General features: G+C 54.7%; 12 protein-coding genes and 1 pseudogene. 3 read left to right on the top strand and 10 right to left on the bottom strand.

Annotated features, from left to right (window positions below):
• Window positions 1–30: 30 nt before the first annotated feature.
• From KDC22_RS22980 to KDC22_RS22965, 5 genes and pseudogenes are all read right to left on the bottom strand, one after another.
• Window positions 31–198: pseudogene (locus tag KDC22_RS22980) on the bottom strand (alpha-helical endospore appendage domain-containing protein); the annotation flags it as partial.
• Between the two features lie 70 nt (window positions 199–268).
• On the bottom strand, window positions 269–469 hold the full coding sequence (locus KDC22_RS34105) for an alpha-helical endospore appendage domain-containing protein (protein ID WP_485020540.1): 201 nt from the start codon (window positions 467–469) through the stop codon (window positions 269–271).
• A gap of 370 nt (window positions 470–839) precedes the next feature.
• Entirely contained in the window at window positions 840–1889 is a 1050-nt protein-coding gene (locus KDC22_RS22975) for a tetratricopeptide repeat-containing glycosyltransferase family 2 protein (RefSeq protein ID WP_211720453.1), read from the bottom strand.
• A 110-nt stretch (window positions 1890–1999) separates the two neighbouring features.
• Window positions 2000–4402: a YncE family protein gene (locus KDC22_RS33515; protein ID WP_246552885.1), complete on the bottom strand. Its 2403-nt coding sequence runs from the start codon at window positions 4400–4402 to the stop codon at window positions 2000–2002.
• A gap of 111 nt (window positions 4403–4513) precedes the next feature.
• Window positions 4514–4825 carry an alpha-helical endospore appendage domain-containing protein gene (locus tag KDC22_RS22965; protein ID WP_173140208.1) on the bottom strand — a complete coding sequence of 104 codons (312 nt, stop codon included), beginning with the start codon at window positions 4823–4825 and terminating at the stop codon, window positions 4514–4516.
• A gap of 426 nt (window positions 4826–5251) precedes the next feature.
• On the opposite strand from KDC22_RS22965, the gene KDC22_RS22960 reads away from it, so the two are divergent.
• Entirely contained in the window at window positions 5252–6871 is a 1620-nt protein-coding gene (locus KDC22_RS22960) for a collagen-like protein (protein WP_211720452.1), read from the top strand.
• Window positions 6872–7504: 633 nt separating this feature from the next.
• On the opposite strand, the gene KDC22_RS33510 is transcribed toward KDC22_RS22960, so the two are convergent.
• The 4 genes from KDC22_RS33510 to KDC22_RS22940 all read right to left on the bottom strand — a co-directional run bounded on the left by KDC22_RS33510 (window position 7505) and on the right by KDC22_RS22940 (window position 16116).
• A complete protein-coding gene (locus KDC22_RS33510; protein ID WP_246552882.1) occupies window positions 7505–9577 on the bottom strand; it encodes an alpha-helical endospore appendage domain-containing protein in 2073 nt (690 codons plus the stop codon).
• 39 nt (window positions 9578–9616) lie between these two features.
• On the bottom strand, window positions 9617–11683 hold the full coding sequence (locus tag KDC22_RS33795) for a collagen-like protein (RefSeq protein WP_173140204.1): 2067 nt from the start codon (window positions 11681–11683) through the stop codon (window positions 9617–9619).
• A gap of 94 nt (window positions 11684–11777) precedes the next feature.
• On the bottom strand, window positions 11778–13889 hold the full coding sequence (locus KDC22_RS33500) for an alpha-helical endospore appendage domain-containing protein (RefSeq protein WP_246552880.1): 2112 nt from the start codon (window positions 13887–13889) through the stop codon (window positions 11778–11780).
• A gap of 124 nt (window positions 13890–14013) precedes the next feature.
• Window positions 14014–16116, bottom strand: a complete 2103-nt coding sequence (locus tag KDC22_RS22940) for an alpha-helical endospore appendage domain-containing protein (protein ID WP_281424930.1) — start codon at window positions 16114–16116, stop codon at window positions 14014–14016.
• A gap of 235 nt (window positions 16117–16351) precedes the next feature.
• On the opposite strand from KDC22_RS22940, the gene KDC22_RS22935 reads away from it, so the two are divergent.
• Together KDC22_RS22935 and KDC22_RS22930 are read left to right on the top strand one after the other, a co-directional pair.
• On the top strand, window positions 16352–17002 hold the full coding sequence (locus tag KDC22_RS22935; protein WP_211720450.1) for an RICIN domain-containing protein: 651 nt from the start codon (window positions 16352–16354) through the stop codon (window positions 17000–17002).
• Between the two features lie 149 nt (window positions 17003–17151).
• Entirely contained in the window at window positions 17152–18588 is a 1437-nt protein-coding gene (locus tag KDC22_RS22930) for an amino acid permease (protein WP_211720449.1), read from the top strand.
• On the opposite strand, the gene KDC22_RS22925 is transcribed toward KDC22_RS22930, so the two are convergent.
• Window positions 18585–19196: a LysE family transporter gene (locus tag KDC22_RS22925; RefSeq protein ID WP_246552878.1), complete on the bottom strand. Its 612-nt coding sequence runs from the start codon at window positions 19194–19196 to the stop codon at window positions 18585–18587. The genes KDC22_RS22930 and KDC22_RS22925 overlap by 4 nt on opposite strands.
• Window positions 19197–19380 lie beyond the last annotated feature (184 nt).

The following is a 19380-nucleotide window of genomic DNA, read 5'->3' as shown; positions in this document are numbered from 1 at the left end:
GTCAGTAAATTGTATGTTCAAATCCATGATAACTCCCGGCAGTGTGCCGAGGGAGAACTGGATCTTTTCCCCTTCTGCGTTAATGATATGGGCTAGTCCAAGCTGCTCCATGGCAATGGAAGAGAATAATAGGTTGACGACATCATCCCTCGATACGGCAACCGTAGGAGTGATGTTCGGAATATTGGGAGTAGACAAGATGTTAACCTCCTTAAATTGTATTAATCCACAATATTCTTTGAATCTCACGGTTGAACCGGATACGAACCTATTTACTCCTATTTACGGTTAAAGAGTGGATCAAATACAAAAGGAAGCTGATTGATAAGACAATCGGCTTCCTGTAATTTGAATCAATTATAAATAATAAGAAGCAGTGAATGGATACCCACCCTTCAGCGTTAATGATATGGGCCAGTCCAAGCTCCTCCAGGGCAATGGAGGAGAACAGTAGGTTGACGGACGGCATCATCCCTTGATAGTGCGATCGTCGGGGTGATGTATGGGATATTGGGGTTATACAATAGCATAGCCTCCCACTATAAATTATAATTCTCCCTTGTTCGCTCACCGCAATTAATCTCTATTTTGGCTGCAGGAAGACCTCCAGTAAGTCTGATGGAGTTGCAGTTTCTCTTTGGTTTACTTCCCGTTACGTACTAGCTTCTTAATTTAGATTAATTCACAATACTCTGTGAACCTCACAGGTGAACTGGATAGGAACTATCTATGCTAAAAATTGCTCCAATAAAAAAGGAAGCCGATGGATAATAACCATCGGTTTCCTTGTGCTTGATCTTTTATAAGTAATTTTAAGAATCAATGAACAGGGTGGCTACCTATTCCTTACGATAGAATTCAGCCCACTGCTGATGGTGCTTCGCCTGGGCTGTATCTCCCAACGCCTCATAGCATAGAGAGAGTTGTTGATGCGGAAGCCAGGTGTGATAGACATGGTCAATGGGAGACCAACTATACCGTTCTCCCGGAGGGGATGAATAAGCTGATCGATACCAGAATATGGCCGCCTCCAGATTGCCAGATTTCAGGAAATGCTCTCCCATCCGGCAACTGAAGGCGGGGTAAGGGACATCCATGCTCAAAGCTTCAAGCGTAAGCTCCAATTCTTTCTCCGGCTGGTTGTTGTATACATAGCAGGTGGCCAGCTTGTGAAGGATGAATACTCTGTTCTCCAAGGGTATCTCAGGATGATCCTTGCATAGCTCATAATAATGAATCGCTTGTTTATATAGCTTATGAGAGTGGCACTCCCGGGCATAATTCAGCATATCGGGTACGGTGAAGACGTACCCCTGTGCCAGATGTCGTTCGTAGATGTCCAGATTTCTCCTGGAGAGAGCACGGCCGCCCTGGGCATCGCCTACCTTAGTATGGGTAACGGTAATATCGGATTTCATGAAATGATACGGAGCCTCTGTAGTGATATCTTCGTGTACGATTCCTTTCCAACTGAAGCCTGTGTTCCGTTTGACAAGCCGCAGCCTTGTGGTGTTACTGATGAATCTCCGGCTGTCGTCCTGCGGAATTTCGTAATTCATAGAAACGGCGTCTACTTCTTCTGTAAGCGCCTCCTTTAACTGCTCCAGCTTAATTTTGTTCTCGGGAGTCACAATATCGTCGGCATCCAGCCAGAGAATATAGTCCTTGGTGGCATACTTGAAGGATTCATTCCGGGCAGCAGAGAAATCATCAATCCACTCGAAATCATAGATATGCTGCGTCCACTTTGCTGCAATCTCCTTGGTGCGATCCGTTGAGCCAGTATCGACAATAATGATCTCATCGGGAATGCCTTGTACGGAAGAGAGACATTGATCCAGGTTCTGCTCTTCATTCTTGACAATTAGACACAAACTGATTGTAGCCACAGCTTCCCCTCCTTATCCAATTTTACATAGAGGAGAGGTGCGCGACTGCTTAGACGCACCTCTCCTTGGATTACCTGAAACACAGACCGTTGGTCCGTTCTCGGCCTGCGTTAAGACATAAACGGATCAATAACACTCCAGAAGGGGGTGTCTCCTACCGGAATGGTAGCAAGCAGCTTATTGGTATTCTGATCAATCACGACCACGGCACCCGCCGATCCAATGCTGGCATAGACCAGATTAGATTGAACAGTATTCCGCAATAGGGTGATGAATGGGTTCACAGCAGGTGAATCTTGATTGCTTCCTGTTGTAATCGTACCGACGACAGTATTGGTATTTCCGTCGATGACACTAACATAGGATGCGCTATAACTTGTTACATAAAAGCGGTTGGTCAGCAAGTTCGCTGAGATATTCGTAAGATTAGTACCGACGGTAACCGTGCCTACAATCTGATAGTTAGTTGAATCAAAAACATTTACAATGCCTGGGCTCGTATAATGTGAGACCCATAACCGGTCGCGAAGAGGGTCGATCAGAATGCCATGCGGTCTGGTAGCAGCGGCAAAAGTCGTAATCACTGTATTGTTATTTCCATCAAGGACTGAAATATAATTAGAAGAGATATAAAGAGTATTGGTCAGTGGATTGATATCGATATTTACAGGGAAGCTTGCAACCCCCGATATGGTTGTAACTACACCTGTGGGAACATCTATTTGCCAAATGTTGGTAGATGCGGAGAGGTTATTAGCCACGTATAGCTTATTCGTCAAGGTATTGATGGCCATCCCGCGGGGAGTCCCCGCTCCCAGAGCGTAAGTGGCAGTAATCTGGTTCATCATTTCGTCATATTGAATAATGTTTGTTGCGTTAGAATAGTACAGAAGATGACGTTGTGAATCTACTACCGCACTATCGAAATACGTAGCGGCAATTGAAAAGGTTGAGACGATTTCGTTCGTTAAGGCGTTAATGACCGACACACGTCTATTAGCTGCATTCCCCCCATTAGTCCCTACGTACAGCATTGGGGGATGCAAGGTTCCGGGTTGACCTGTGGCGCCTGTGTGTCCGGTAGCGCCCGTGGCTCCGGTAGCGCCCGTGGCTCCGGTAGCCCCCGTGGCGCCGGTAGCACCCGTGGCTCCGGTAGCGCCAGTAGCGCCGGTAGCGCCCGTGGCTCCGGTAGTGCCCGTGGCTCCGGTAGCGCCCGTGGCTCCGGTAGCCCCCGTGGCGCCGGTAGCACCCGTGGCTCCGGTAGCGCCGGTGGCGCCGGTAGCGCCGGTGACACCCGTGGCCCCGGTAGCGCCGGTAGCGCCAGTAGCGCCGGTGGCTCCTGTAACTCCAGTAGCCCCAGTAACGCCGGTAGCGCCGGTGGCCCCCGTGGCTCCGGTAGCGCCGGTGGCCCCCGTGGCTCCTGTAGCTCCTGTAGCTCCTGTAGCTCCTGTAGCTCCTGTAACTCCAGTTACCCCAGTAGCACCAGTAGTCCCCGTGGCCCCGGTAGCGCCCGTGGCTCCAGTAGCTCCTGTAACTCCAGTAGCACCAGTAGTCCCCGTGGTCCCGGTAGCGCCCGTGACTCCAGTAGCGCCGGTAGCACCCGTAACCCCCGTGGCCCCGGTAGCGCCAGTCACACCGGTAACGCCGGTAACGCCGGTTGCGCCGGTAGCTCCCGTAACTCCAGTAGCACCCGTGGCCCCCGTGACACCTGTTACGCCGGTAGCTCCCGTAACTCCAGTAGCCCCAGTAGCACCCGTGGCGCCGGTAGCACCGGTTGCCCCCGTGACACCTGTTACGCCCGTCGGCCCGATCGCTCCCGTAGCTCCCGCCCCCGTGGGTCCCGTGGGTCCTTGTTCCCCTATAGGAATCCAGGGGGTGTACGTAGCCCCGGCATCCTGGCTGCTGCGGTAGTAGAGGGAAGGATTGGAGATGTAGAGCTGTTGAACATAGTTGCCCACGCGGGAGACATAAATGGTCCAGACGGCCGGATGGTCGACGCCGGTTGGACCATCCGGCGGCTCCAGCCCGTTCGGGTCTGCCGAACTGTAGACACCAGGGTCGTTGAACTGAGCGAGTGTGCTGTTCGAGGGTTCATCATTGTTGATGGGGAAGACGCCGTCTTCCGCATCCAGCACAACCGCGCCGGTCTGTCCATTGACACTAGTGACGGCTCCGGCGGCACCAGTAGGTCCGGGAGGACCGGTAGGACCGGCCAGCGTGGGAACATTGGCGGCGGTCTTCAGCTTCGAGTCGAGCATCATCTCCTGGCGGAAGATAGTGTCGAGCATGGATTGGGTGCTGCTATTGACCTCCAGCACCTGTGCCAGTGTGGCAGGGGGACCGCTGATCCCCGGGAGCGTACCCAGGGCGAACTGGATTTTCTCGCCTTCGGCGTTAATGATATGAGCTAGTCCAAGCTCTTCCATGGCAATGGAGGAGAATAACAGATTGACGACATCATCCCTCGATAAGGCAATCGTAGGAGTGATATTGGGAATATTGGGATTGGACAATACAACAACCTCCTTAAGTTGGATTAATCCACAATATTCTCTGATCGTTTTTGGCGAACCGGATATGAACCTATCTACTTCATATTAAAAGATTCTACTAAGGACATTTGGTTAGCAGTGGCGGTCAGGAAGCAGTTTTAGTACATTTTGAAGCTTGGAATTCAGCATCATTTCCTCCTTAAATACAGTCTCCAGCATATCCCTTACACTTTCGTTCACCGCCAGAATTTCCTTAATCGAAGATTTGGTATGATTAGAACCAGGGAGCGTACCCAGGGCGTATTGAATTTTCTCGCCGTCTGCATTAATAATATGGGCCAGACCCAGCTCCTCCATCGCTATGGAAGCAAGCAGCAGGTTAATGGCCTGATCCCGGGTCAGGGAGATGGTTGGAGTAATATTGGGAATGTTAGGGTTGGACAAGATTGCACCTCCATTTGAAATTGTCTTTGTCTAAGTCTATGCGTGGGCCGTTGTCCATGTACAACAATTCTGCCTATGGATGCTGCAGAAACTGCAAGAACCGCAAATATTACTGGATAATCATTCGAGAGGGACCCTTCCGTAGGTTTGTGAACCCCCGGGAGGGTCTCTTTTGTTATTCATCAGCCCCATTACAGCTTGTCGGCCCGAAGTCCACACCAAACCGTTAACTCGGAATATTACTATAATAATCAATTCAGCATGCTGCTGACTGGAGTATTTCCGGTTATATGTGCGGACTCGGCATGTATGACTAAGGAAGGGCGGCGGAGTGAAAAAGGGGGGACTGGAGTGCATCGGCCATGCCGAATTATTCCGGGCGTATGCTGAAATGAAATCCAAATATACTCAGGAAGTGATGGAAAAATGGTTTTTTTATCCACAGGGCCGATCGAGAATAACCCGGTTAGCGGAGTGAGGCCTACTCAGCAGGTTACCGTGAAAATTGATAACCGCAGTGCTGACACGGCTTCCACAGTATCGATTCAGGGATATTATTTGAGTGCCGGAGCGAGAACCATGTATGTAAGCGAATTACATCATATTGCAGCGAATCAAGTGATTACGAGGAATTATTACGCTGATTTTAACGGTTTTGAATTTACCTTTGTTATACCGGAAGCGTCTCAAGATAGCGGTCCGGTTCAAGTGTCGGTGTGGGGTAAGAGCAGTACAGGCCAACTCGTAACGGCACACCGGCTGGTATCAGAAGAACTGCTCGGAGACAATAACGGTGGAGGGGCAGGGCCCACTGGAGCAAGGGGACCGACTGGACCGACCGGACCCGGAGTAGGTGCAACGGGGCCTACCGGTGCGCCGGGTGATCCCGGGCCGACCGGACCAACCGGCGTAGGAGTGACGGGACCTACAGGACCAACTGGAGCAAGAGGGCCAACTGGACCCGGCGTAGGAGTGACGGGACCTACAGGACCAACCGGAGCAAGAGGACCAACTGGACCTGGCGTAGGAGAGAAGGGACTCACAGGAGCTACGGGAGCTATGGGAGTCACAGGAGCTACAGGTGTGACCGGACCAACCGGGGCAGGGGTGACTGGGGCCACTGGAGTGACTGGAGTGACGGGTGCCACAGGAGCTACAGGAGCTACAGGTGTGACCGGACCGACTGGTGCAGGCGTAACGGGGGCGACCGGAGCTACAGGCGTGACGGGAGCCATGGGAGTCACAGGAGCTACAGGTGTAACCGGACCAACTGGTGCTGGGGTAACGGGGGCGACCGGAGCTACAGGCATGACGGGGGCCACGGGAGTCACAGGAGCTACAGGTGTAACCGGACCAACCGGCGCTGGAGTGACGGGGGCAACTGGAGCGACTGGAGCGACCGGAGCAACTGGAGCAACTGGAGTGACCGGAGCAACTGGAGCGACCGGAGCAACTGGAGCGACCGGAGCCACCGGAGCGACCGGAGCAACTGGAGCGACCGGAGCAACTGGAGCGACCGGAGCAACTGGAGCCACCGGAGCAACTGGAGCCACAGGTCCGATTTTGGCCATTCAAGGATTCTCGGCATTTCTAACTACGTTCGCTGTGAATGCGGATCAACAACTTGTCGGTTGGACGATAATAGCACCTTATTATGGTTACCTGGGGTTCAACGAGACAAGTGGGGTGTTCACCGTTCCGGTAACGGGAAGATACTCTATTGAAGCTACCGTCAATTTCGCAACTAACGCGGCTATCGCGGCTGCGCTCGGGGCAAATGAGAATCCATATGTAGTGGTGCGAAGAATTACTCCGACACCTATAGATCTGGTGACCGGATTATTGCCGGTGCTGGATGTGGATATCACAGGAACCTTAACCCTTAGAACACTCCTGGCTAGCGGCACGGTTACTCTGGCAGGCGAAGTTGAACTTACGGCTAATGATCAGATTGCTGTCCTCTATCAGGCTGATGGTTTAAACCTTGCTATTGATTTGGGTGCTACAGATTCAGGTATTATATGGTCTATGCATAGATTAACCTGATACTGTGATGGTAACAAGCTTAAAGTCATAGCACAAAAAGCGCGAACAAAGGTCACCTGCGAAGAATGGAGGCCACTGAAAAAGCCCATTAAGATCTTTAAGAGACATTCTACACAAAGGGTGTCTCTTTTTTTCGATATATTGAAAGTTATGATATTGAAAAGTGTAAACAATACCCGCTGAAGGAAGGGTGCTACCAATAGTGGACTCAAGCACAGACACGGGTACAATGTTGCATCCTCCTCAGGATTGATTGGCATTAAATTCAGGGAACTATAATGATATTCGCTGTGAATTTAAAACGAATGTTGAGACTTGTGGAGTAACCACACTTTAAAGAAAATAGATCAAAAGAACGACGTTTATTCAGAGAACCGAATAGACGTCGTCTTTGTGATGTTTTAGTGGGTGACCTTTGTTCGCGCTTTTGCTTGATACGGTCAGTGATGGTTCAACCGGAGTATTGGCTGCTTATCTGATAATACTCCCGGTGAATGCAATTGAAGCAAATGAAATATTTGGCATAAAAAAAGAAAAAGCCCCATCCATATTACCGATGGAGAGGCTATGATTCAAAATAGGGGTTGAAATCTTTAATGTTCCCGGGCTCATCTGTAAGGCAATTCCGTTATATTAAACTAAAGTAATGATCGTCACTTCGCATCTGGCTGGAACCATAGATATAGCGCTAGTAAGAACATTTTGCACTGCCAAGGTAATATCTCCTAGTCCGCGGCGATCAATCACAGCATTTGCAGTATGATTAACATCTGAACCACCGGATACTCCTGCAAGTGTTCCAGGGACCAGGGTAGCTGGAACGACTGGAGATATGAGGCGGAACGAACGATTAGTTCCCGTAGCCGCAACAGAATATATAACCAGATAAGCATGCCCGCCTGTAAGAGTAATAACCCCTGTAGGTGCTACTGCTACAGTACTACTTGCTCTACTTGGAGTGTCAAACGGAACTATACCTGTTGCACCAACTGTAGGATTAGCACCTGTACCTCCTCCTATAGTGAAGTATAGATAGTCAATTGCTGCGCCTGTCGGACCAGTTGCTCCAGTCGGTCCGGTAACGCCCGTGGGCCCGGTAATACCAGTGGGTCCGGTAACGCCAGTGGGTCCGGTGACGCCCGTGGGTCCGGTGACGCCGGTCGGTCCGGTGACGCCCGTGGGTCCGGTGACACCGGTCGGTCCGGTGACGCCAGTGGGCCCGGTGACGCCTGTAGGTCCGGTGACACCTGTAGATCCAGTGACGCCAGTGGGTCCGGTGACGCCGGTGGGTCCGGTGACGCCAGTGGGTCCGGTGACGCCGGTGGGTCCGGTGACGCCCGTAGGTCCGGTGACGCCAGTGGGTCCGGTGACGCCAGTGGGTCCGGTGACGCCGGTGGGTCCGGTGACGCCCGTAGGTCCGGTGACGCCAGTGGGTCCGGTGACGCCGGTGGGTCCGGTGACGCCGGTGGGTCCGGTGACGCCGGTGGGTCCGGTGACGCCGGTCGGTCCGGTGATACCCGTCGGTCCGGTGACGCCAGTCGGTCCGGTGATACCCGTCGGTCCGGTGACGCCAGTGGGTCCAGTGATGCCCGTGGGTCCGGTGACGCCGGTCGGTCCGGTGACGCCGGTCGGTCCGGTGACGCCGGTCGGTCCGGTAACGCCAGTGGGTCCAGTGATGCCTGTCGGTCCAGTAATGCCGGTAGGCCCCGTGGCGCCTGTCGGTCCAGTGACACCAGTGGGTCCAGTGATGCCGGTAGGCCCCGTGGCGCCGGTAGGCCCCGTGGCGCCGGTAGGCCCCGTGGCGCCGGTCGATCCGGTGACGCCGGTGGGTCCGGTGGCACCAGTGGCCCCGGTGATGCCGGTAGGCCCGGTGACACCAGTCGGCCCCGTGACACCGGTAGGCCCGTTGACGCCAGTAGGCCCGGTGACGCCAGTCGGTCCAGTGGCACCAGTGGCCCCGTTAGCACCGTCGGGTCCACGCTCGCCAATTGGTCCGGTAGGCCCGGTGATGCCCGGACCGGTGGGTCCGGCAGGTCCTGTTGCACCGCGCTCACCAATCTCTTGCCATGCCGACCAGGCTGCTCCCCCGTTCTGGCTGCTGCGGTAATAGAGGACAGGGTTGGAGATATACAATTGCTGGATATAAGCTCCAACCTGGGAGACATATAGAGTCCAGACGGCCGGATGCGAGACGGGCGGACCGTCAGGCGGCGCGGTTCCATTAGGATCATTGGAGCTGTAGACGCCGGCTTCGGTGAAGGAACCTAGTGGTGAGGCGGAGGGCTCTTCACTAAAGGGCATAGCCCCTACGTCCGCAGGGTCCAGTATGACCGCTCCGAGCTGGCCGTTGACGCTGGTGACTGCTCCTGCAGGTCCCGTGGGTCCCGTGGGTCCTGTGGGCCCGGTTATCGTTGGAATGAGAGAGGCATCCCGTAATTTCGAATCCAGCATCATTTCTTGCCGGAAGATGGTATCCAGCATGGCTTGCGTGCTGCTGTTCACCTCCAGCACCTGTGCCAGAGTGGCAGGCGGGCCGCTTATTCCAGGCAGTGTACCAAGGGCATACTGAATCTTCTCCCCCTCTGCATTAATAATGTGGGCCAAGCCGAGTTCTTCCATAGCGATCGACGAGAATAACAGGTTAACGACATCATCCCGCGTCAACGTGATAGTTGGAGATATATTGGGGATATTAGGTGTGGACAAATAAAACCCTCCTTCATAATGTGATGGTTCAATAGTTCGTTAGATCAAGGTATTAATCGTCAGCCCGCATCTGTCAGAGTTAACAGTTACAACCGCACCTCCAAAATTCTGAACCTCCAAAGTAGCATCAACTGCTACTAAGCGAAGATCAATAATAGCACTAGTAGTATGATTGACATTTGTATTATTGGAAGCTGATGAGAGAGTTCCTGGAACAAAAACGCTTGGAGCGTTAGGATAATCACCCCGGGCTAAGCGGAAAGTGTTATTAGCAGCAGCCCCTACCGTGTATATGACTAGATAAGCGTGCCCGGCTTTTAATCTAAAGGTTCCAGCTGAAAGCGTTACATCGTCGCTTGTTCCGATAGTTGTGTCGAACTTCACAGGTCCCGAAACGCCTGCAGTTGTACCTGCTGTTCCTATTGTTGCATAGAGATAGTCAGTCGCTGAACCTGACACTCCGGTAGGCCCGGTGACGCCGGTGGGTCCGGTAACGCCAGTCGGTCCGGTGACGCCGGTGGGTCCGGTGACGCCAGTAGGTCCGGTGACGCCAGTGGGTCCGGTGACGCCGGTGGGTCCGGTAACGCCGGTCGGTCCGGTAACCCCGGTGGGTCCGGTGACACCAGTGGGTCCGTTGACGCCAGTGGGTCCGGTAACGCCAGTGGGTCCGGTAACGCCAGTGGGTCCGGTAACGCCAGTGGGTCCGGTAACCCCGGTGGGTCCGGTAACGCCGGTGGGCCCAGTGACGCCGGTGGGTCCGGTAACTCCGGTGGGTCCGGTAACGCCAGTGGGTCCGGTAACGCCAGTGGGTCCGGTAACGCCAGTGGGTCCGGTAACCCCGGTGGGTCCGGTAACGCCGGTGGGTCCGGTAACCCCGGTGGGTCCGGTAACGCCGGTGGGTCCGGTAACGCCGGTCGGTCCGGTGACGCCGGTGGGTCCAGTGACGCCGGTGGGTCCAGTGACGCCGGTGGGTCCGGTAACCCCGGTCGGCCCTCTAAGGCCAGTCGGTCCTGTAACTCCTGTTGGCCCTGTAACTCCTGTTGGCCCTGTAAGGCCGGTCGGTCCTGTAATCCCCGTCGGCCCTGTAATCCCTGTAGGCCCTGTAATCCCTGTAGGCCCCGTAATTCCGGTAGGTCCGGTGATGCCAGTGGGTCCAGTGATCCCCGTGGGCCCTGTAATTCCCGTGGGCCCGGTAACCCCAGTCGGTCCAATCAGGCCGGCGGGTCCGCTCATGCCCCTCAGTTTCGGGCCAGTCGCGCCTGTAATACCGGTTGGTCCCTTGATCCCTGTGGGGCCGTTGTCGCCGATGGGCCCACTGTTGCCTGTAGAACCCTTGACGCCGGTTGGCCCTGTAACCCCCGTGGGTCCGGTGACCCCGGTTGGCCCCGTGATACCAATTGCCCCGGTTGCTCCTGCCCCGGTCGGTCCGGCAGGCCCGGTTGCACCGCGTTCACCAATCTCCTGCCAGGCCGTCCAGGTTGCTCCCCCATTCTGGCTGCTGCGGTAATAGAGCGCAGGATTAGAGATATATAGCTGCTGAATATAAGCTCCAACCTGGGAGACATACAAGGTCCAGACGGCCGGGTGCATTACCGGCGGACTATCAGGGGGAGCCGTTCCATTGGGATCATTCGAGCTGTACACGCCAGCTTGAGTGAACGAGCTTAAGGGGGAAGCGGATGGCTCTTCGGTTAAGGGCAGGGCGTCGATGTCCTCAGGCTCCAGTACGACTGCTCCGGTTAGGCCGTTAACACTTAGAGCGCCGCCTGCAGGACCGGTAGCCCCCGTGGGTCCGCTGGGTCCGATGACAATAGGCAGGTTGGCGGCTGTCTTGAGCTTCGAATCCAGCATCATCTCCTGCTTGAAGACGGTATCCAGCATGGATTGCACGTTACTGTTGACCTGTAGCACCTGTGCCAGAGTGGCAGGCGGACCGCTCATCCCTGGCAGCGTGCCCAGGGCAAATTGAATCTTCTCTCCTTCCGCATTAATAATGTGGGCCAAGCCGAGTTCTTCCATCGCAATGGAAGAGAATAGCAGGTTAACTACGTCGTCCCGCGTCAATGAAATCGACGGAGTGATATTTGGAATGTTAGGTGTGGACAAATAAAACCCTCCTTCATGATTTGATAGTTCAGTGGAACGGAAGAATTGAGTGAAAGCATACGGACAATCTGAACTGGATGCCCGTATTAGAATGTTATTGTAGAGTCACAATAGTTACTTGACATCTCGGAGAAATGACAACAGTAGCTGTAGCTCCAGCATTCAGTACTGCCAGTGCAGTATTTGGTTGTGCAAGAAGATCAAGAATCACGGAAGAAGTATGGTTAGAATCAGATCCATTTGATGCATCTGTAAGTGTTCCCGGTATCCTTGTTGCCGGAACAGAACCGGCAGTACCTGTAGCGAGCTGGAATGTCCTGTTCTGACCGGACCCTACCGAGTAGATGATCAGATAAATATGGCCGCCCGTTAAAGTGAATATTCCCGTTAGATTATCAAGCTTTATATTGTTACTTCCTCCTGAAGGTGCAATAGTATCAAAAAGGACAGGGGTGCCTGGAGGAATGTTAGGATCCGTAGCAGCGATTGTCGCATTGGCAAAGTCACTGGATAATGCTGTTGGCCCGGTAGCTCCGGTGACGCCCGTGGCTCCGGTGACGCCCGTGGGTCCGGTGACGCCCGTGGGTCCTGCGGTAACACCAGTTGGACCCGTAACACCCGTAGGTCCGGTGACGCCGGTCGGACCTGTGACACCCGTAGGTCCGGTGACGCCGGTTGGCCCGGTGACGCCCGTGGGTCCTGCGGTAACGCCGGTTGGACCCGTGGCGCCAGTAGGCCCGGTGACACCCGTAGGTCCGGTAATGCCTGTGGGCCCGGTGACGCCGGTCGGCCCAGTAACACCGGTCGGACCGGTGACAACACTCGTAGGACCCGTGATGCCGGTGGTTCCCGTGACGCCGGTCGGACCGGTGACACCCGTTGGCCCGGTGATGCCGGTGGCTCCGGTGGCTCCAGTGGCTCCGGTAACGCCAGTGGCTCCGGTTATAGTGCTGGTCGGACCGGTGACACCGGTGGGTCCGGTAACGCCAGTTGGTCCGGTGGCACCCGTAGGTCCGGTGGCACCGGTGGGTCCGGTGACGCCCGTCGGCCCAGTAGCACCTGTAGGTCCGGTGACGCTGCTAGTGGGACCAGTAACACCGGTGGGTCCAGTAACACCAGTCGGTCCAGTGATGCCCGTGGGTCCAGTGACACCTGTCGGTCCGGTGGCACCGGTGGGTCCGGTAACACCGGTCGGTCCGGTTATAGTACTGGTCGGCCCGGTGGCACCGGTGGGTCCGGTGACGCCAGTGGCTCCGGCGGTGATTCCGGTTGGACCTCTGACGCCAGTGGACCCGGTAGCACCAGTCGGTCCAGTGATACCAGTCGGCCCGGTAACGCCGCTGGGTCCGGTAACGCCCCGGATTCCGGTGATTCCGGTGGGTCCGGTAGCACCGGTGGGTCCGGTAACACCGGTGGGTCCGGTAGCGCCGGTCGGCCCGATAACGCCGGTGGCTCCGGTGATTCCGGTAGGCCCAGTGGGTCCGGTAGCACCTTGTGGAGCTCCGGTAGCACCTGGTCCGGTCGGGCCCACCGAACCTGTTGCACCGCGTTCACCAATTTCCTGCCAGGGCGTCCAGGTCCCCCCGGCATTCGGGCTGCTGCGGTAGTAAAGGGCAGGGTTGGAGATATAAATCTGTTGAATATAAGTTCCTACCTGAGACACATACAGGGTCCAGACCGCAGGATGCGTTACAGGCGGGGTGTCCGGAGGCGGGGTTCCGTTGGGATTATTGGAGCTGTAGACACCTGATTCGATAAAGGAACCTAAAATAGAGTTGGATGGCTCTTCATTGTTGGGCAGGGCCCCTACGTCTGCAGGGTCCAGCACAATAGCTCCAGTCAGACCGTTGACGCTGGTGACGGGACTTGGAGCGCCAGTTGGCCCGACAGGACCTGTCGGGCCCGCCAAGCTGGGGACACCAGCAGCCGTCTTGAGCTTCGAGCCCAGCATCATTTCCTGCCGTAAGATGCTCTCCATCATGCCTTGCGTACTACTATTCACCTGTAGAATCTGTGCCAGGGTGGCCGGTGGACCGCTTAATCCCGGCAGTGTGCCTAAGGCAAACTGGATTTTCTCTCCCTCGGCATTAATAATGTGCGCCAAACCAAGTTCTTCCATAGCGATAGAAGAGAAAATCAGATTAATTACGTCGTCTCTCGTCAATGAGATTGACGGAGTGATATTAGGAATATTGGGTGTGGACAAATAAAACCCTCCTTCATATTGTGATGCTTCAGTATATGTCGATATTTATCATAAGGAAGGAAGATGGCCTACTGGACTGAAAGAAAAGCATCCAAAAGAATGCTCCTTCATGATGTGATGGACGTTATCTCAGAGTCACAATAGTCAATTGACATCGGTCATTATCGATAATAGCTTCAGTAGCTTGGGCATTTTGGACGGCCAGTGTTGTTAAACTTTGTACAGCGCTAAGATCAATAACTGCGGACGAAGTGTGATTGGCATCTGAACCGTTTGTGGCCAGTGTAAGAGTTCCTGGTACCAAGGTATCTGGATCGTTCGGATCGATACCTGTCACAAGCTGAAAGGACTTATCTTGCCGGGAGCCTATGGAATAGATGACCAGATAAATATGACCGCCAGTTAAAACGAATATTCCTGTATTAGGAACCGGGTATATAGTGTTATCTGGATCAAATGGAATGTATGAATCGAAAGGGATAAAGGAATTACCTGGAATAACAGGAACTACATCATTTGAGATAGTGGCATTTAAAAACTTGCTGGATAATCCTACAGGACCGGTATGGCCGGTAACGCCGGTAGGTCCTGTATGTCCGGTGACGCCAGTAACACCAGTAGCTCCACGGGTAAGGCTCGTGACACCGGTGACGCCGGTAGGTCCTGTATGTCCGGTGACGCCGGTGACGCCGGTAGGTCCACGGGTAAGGCTCGTAACCCCGGCCACGCCGGTAGGTCCGGTAAAACCGGTGACGCCGGTCACGCCAGTAGGCCCGGTATGTCCGGTGACGCCGGTCACGCCGGTAGTTCCTCGGGTAAGACCGGTGACGCCGGTAATGCCGTTAGGTCCGGTATGTCCGGAGATGCCAGTAACGCCGGTAGTTCCTCGGGTAAGGCTTGTTACACCGGTAACGCCATTAGGTCCAGTGTGGCCAGTAGCACCGGTAACACCGGTAATGCCTCGATTTAGACCAGTGAAGCCGGAAACGCCGGTAGGCCCGGCATGTCCGGTGATGCCGGAAACACCGGTAGGTCCGGTAAGGCCAGTGAAGCCGGAAATACCGATAGACCCGGCAGGCCCTGTGACGCCAGTCATGCCGGTATGCCCGGTATGCCCCGTGACGCCAGTCATGCCGGTATGCCCGGTATGCCCCGTGACGCCAGTCACGCCGGTATACCCGGTATGTCCAGTGACGCCGGTCACGCCCGTATACCCGGTATGTCCAGCGACGCCGGTCGCGCCAGTAGGCCCGGTATGTCCGGTGACGCCGGTCACGCTAGTAGGCCCGGTATGTCCCGTCACGCCGGTGTGCCCCATGACGCCGGTCACACCGGTATGCCCGGTAGAGCCTGTAACGCCGGTTGGTCCGGTATGCCCCGTGAGGCCGGTGTAGCCGGTAACGCCCGTAACACCAGTGACGCCAGTGACCCCGGTAATGCCGGTAGCGCCTGAGATGCCTCTGATACCTGTGGGTCCTGTGACGCCGGTCGGCCCAGTAGATCCGAGAGCACCCTGTGGAGCTCCGGTAGCGCCAGCGCCGCTCGGGCCTGTTGCTCCTGTCGCACCCCGTTCCCCAATTTCCTGCCAGAGCGTCCAGGTAACCCCGGCATCGGAACTGCTGCGGTAATAAAGGGCAGGGTTGGAGATATATATCTGCTGAATGTAACGTCCAACCTGAGACACATACAGGGTCCAGACCGACGGATGCGCTACTGGCGGGCTATCCGGGGACACTGCTCCAAAGGGGTTGTTAGAGCTGTAGACGCCGGCCGCGGTAAACGACTTCAAATTGGAATTGGAAGGCTCTTCATTGTTGGGCAGGGCCCCTACGTCAGCAGGGTCCAGCACAATAGCTCCAGTCTGGCCGTTGACGCTGATGACGGGACTTGGAGCGCCAGTCGGCCCGACAGGACCTGTCGAGCCCGCCAAGCTGGGGACGCCAGCAGCCGTCTTGAGCTTCGAGCCCAGCATCATTTCCTGCCGTAAGATGCTTTCCATCATGCCTTGCGTACTACTATTCACCTGTAGAATCTGTGCCAGGGTGGCCGGTGGACCACTTAATCCCGGCAGTGTGCCTAAGGCGAACTGAATTTTTTCTCCCTCAGCATTAATAATGTGCGCCAAACCAAGTTCTTCCATAGCGATAGAAGAGAAAATCAGATTTATTACGTTATCCCGCGTCAATGAGATTGACGGAGTGATATTAGGAATATTGGGCGTGGACAAATAAAGCCCTCCTTAATGATGGATGGTTCAGTATATGTGTGGGCTAATCATTCGGGGGGTAAAGTAGCCCATAGAAATGAAATAAGTGCCCGGAAATACGAGGGCTCCGAGGATTGATATTTGAGTTATGTATTGAAAAAACCGCAAAGTCTTCGCTAAAGCGAGATTTGCGGTCTTTACAGGCCACACCTATCAGTTTCATCTGAAGGAACGGTCCCCCAGTTATTATGGGGTAGTGGTTAGAGATGTTACGGCTGGCACTTCGTTTGATCTCGGTCAAGTGCAGATTGCTCCGGGTCTGGAAATATCAGGAACTGGAACTAAGCTTTTTACAGAATATTTTGACTGGAACAACACGAACACCCGTTGCGGCGATGAACCTCATTCGAGAATTTCCATTTATGCACCCACCACCATCTATAACGGCAAAGTTAAAACAGCACCCTATCTCGGTTTGACTGTTAGCTCCGATTGTCCGGGAACCAGCAAGATTATGGTAAAAGGGAATCAGGTTGTTCAGGAGTACGGCATTGGGAACTCTCCGGGCGGTCAGCTGATCAATCAGGCGAACGGGCTGTGCGCGGATGTTATGAACGGCAGCAGCGAGGTAGGAGCGCAGCTGATCCAGTATGCTTGCACCAACGCAAGCAATCAGGTCTTTGTATTTGCCTCAGACGAGACGCTGCACACCCAGACGCATTGTCTGGATGCCGGCTCCTCTCCTCCGGATGGAGCGCCCCTCGTTCTCGCGGAATGCAATAATGGATCCCCTACCCAGCATTGGGGGCTGCATCCGTACGGAATTGAGAGCTCAGGGGGATTAACGATTGGCACCCGAGAACTATTCAACAAGCAGCGGAGCACGTCTAATCGTGAAAAAAATTGATTATAGCAACTTTCCGTATGAGACGAAATGGACCTTCAACACCGCTCCAAGTCCATAATCAATAAAATAAAATTCATGAATCCGCACGGACCGGGAACTCTACAATTGGAGAGAAATCTCCAATTCTGAAGACGGTGAGGACGGAATTCATGAATCAAGCTTCCGGTACAACTGAAGAAGACAAGAAGTTAAAGTGGTGGCAGCTGAGCTTGCTCGGCATTGCGGGGACGATCGGGACCGGGTATTTTCTCGGCTCGGGTCTGGCGATCTCAATCGGGGGTCCGGCGGTGCTGCTCGTCTACCTGCTTGCGGCAATAGGAACTTACGTTGTATTCGATGCGCTGGCCCGGATGACGGCGGAGCATCCTGAGCAGGGCTCCTTCCGTTCCTATGCTCAAAAAGCCTTCGGCAGCTGGGCCGGCTTCGGCAGCGGCTGGTTATATTGGTTCTCGGAGCTGCTGATTATGGGCAGCCAGCTAACCGCGTTATCCATTTTCTCGCGTTTTTGGTTCCCGGCTATACCGATGTGGGTGTTCGCTGCCGGATTCGCGGTGGTGAGCCTGCTGATTGTGTTCTTCGGCAATAAAGGCTTCGACCGGGTAGAGAATCTGCTCGCCATCATCAAGGTGGCGGCTATTCTTATGTTCCTCGGTATAGCTGCCGCGCTCCTGGCGGGTTGGATTGGGGGCGGTACTTTTACCCCTAAGGTGCCCTTGGGCTATAAGGCGCTCTTTCCAGAGGGAGGCATCGGGCTGTGGTCTGCGTTTATTTTCGCTTTTTATGCCTATGGCGGTATAGAGGTGCTGGGGATTATGTCCTACAGGCTTAAGAACCCGGAGGAGGCGCCGAAGGCGGGGAAGGTGATGCTGGTGGGACTGGCATCAGTGTACATCCTGTCGATTGGACTTGCGGTGATTATGGTGCCGCTGAGCGCTTTTAATCCGAAGGAGAGTCCGTTCGTAATTGCTCTCCGCAGCGACCATCTGGCCTTCGTGCCTCATCTGTTCAACGGAGTACTGATCATTGCCGGTTTCTCTACGATGACCGCCTCACTGTATGCAATCACCTCGATGATGCTTACTCTTGCGCAGGAGGGGGATGCGCCTAAGGTGTTCTCGAAGAAATGGAAGGAGAAGTATCCGTTCTTCGCCTTGTGCCTGATTGCCGCCGGTCTGACGGGTGCCATTGTCATGTCCTTGTTGCTGCCGGGGAAGGTGTATGAATATATCACCACCGCTGCCGGACTGATGATCCTCTATAACTGGTCGTTCATCCTGCTCTCTGCGGGCAAGCTGCTTAAGCCGAGTCTTCTTGGAGCAGTGAAGCGCTGGACGGGGCTGGTGTTGATTCTGGCTGCTGTATCAGGCACATTATTTCATGCACTCAGCCGTCCGGGCTTCTATATCAGTCTGCTGATTGTATCGCTGATTGCGCTGGGGGACTGGATTGTACAGCATTTCCGCAACAAGAGTGCTGCTTCGGCTAAGGAAGACCAGCAGGATGTTGAGGAGGGACAATATCATTCTCTGCACGGGGGTCCCGGCTTCCGGATTAAGGGCATCCGGCTGCGGAAGAACAAGATCTAATGGAAGAACAGCAGCCGGGCAGCCTGGATGCCGAAATAGAAGCCGAAGCCGACCAGCGACAGGCCGGAGCACACGGAGACGGCCCGCAGTACCCGGGTTGTCAGGAATCTGCGGAAAATGCTGGAGGCTGCGGCCATGGTCACATCCCAGAGCAGAATCCCGAGGACGATGGCGCCGCTGTAGACCAATAACTGCTGCATCGGATAATCATTGACCGCCTTGGCTAAGATAGAGCCGTAGATTCCCAGCCAGAACAGGATGGACAGGGGGTTGAACAGGGACATGAGGAATCCGGCCGTGAAGGATTTGGACAGGGAGGCCTCACTGCCCCTCATGTCTGCGGCCGACAGCTCGCCTGAATGCTTAATGCTCTCCACCCCGGTATAGACCAGGACGAAGAAGCCGAACAGCCACAGGAAGGCTTTGACGAATGGAGCGTCCAGGAGATGAATCATGCCCAGATAGACCAGCAGCATGTAGATAACATCGGCGGCAATGGCCCCCAGGCCGACCACCCAGGCGTGCATGAAGCCTCCGCGCAGACCCTTGTCCAGCTGTGCCGCATTAATGGGGCCGATCGGTGCCGACAGGGATAACCCCAGAACCATATAGCTTAGGAATATGTTAATGTTGTCCTCCTCCTTTTTAGATATCTTATTCATCTGAAGGCAGGAATAGGACAACCAGAAGCAGGCCCGCGGGAGATTCGCGGGCCTCTTCCTGCAGCCGTCTCCACTTGTCTTTGTTCACACTGCTGTGTTATCTTAGGATATATTTTCAGGGAGTCTACAG

The sequence above is a fragment of the Paenibacillus tritici genome, assembly GCF_018207515.1.
Lineage (GTDB): Bacteria > Bacillota > Bacilli > Paenibacillales > Paenibacillaceae > Paenibacillus_AQ > Paenibacillus_AQ tritici.
The sequence above is the reverse complement of the archived record's forward strand: the minus strand, read 5'-3'. Positions and strand labels throughout refer to the sequence as shown.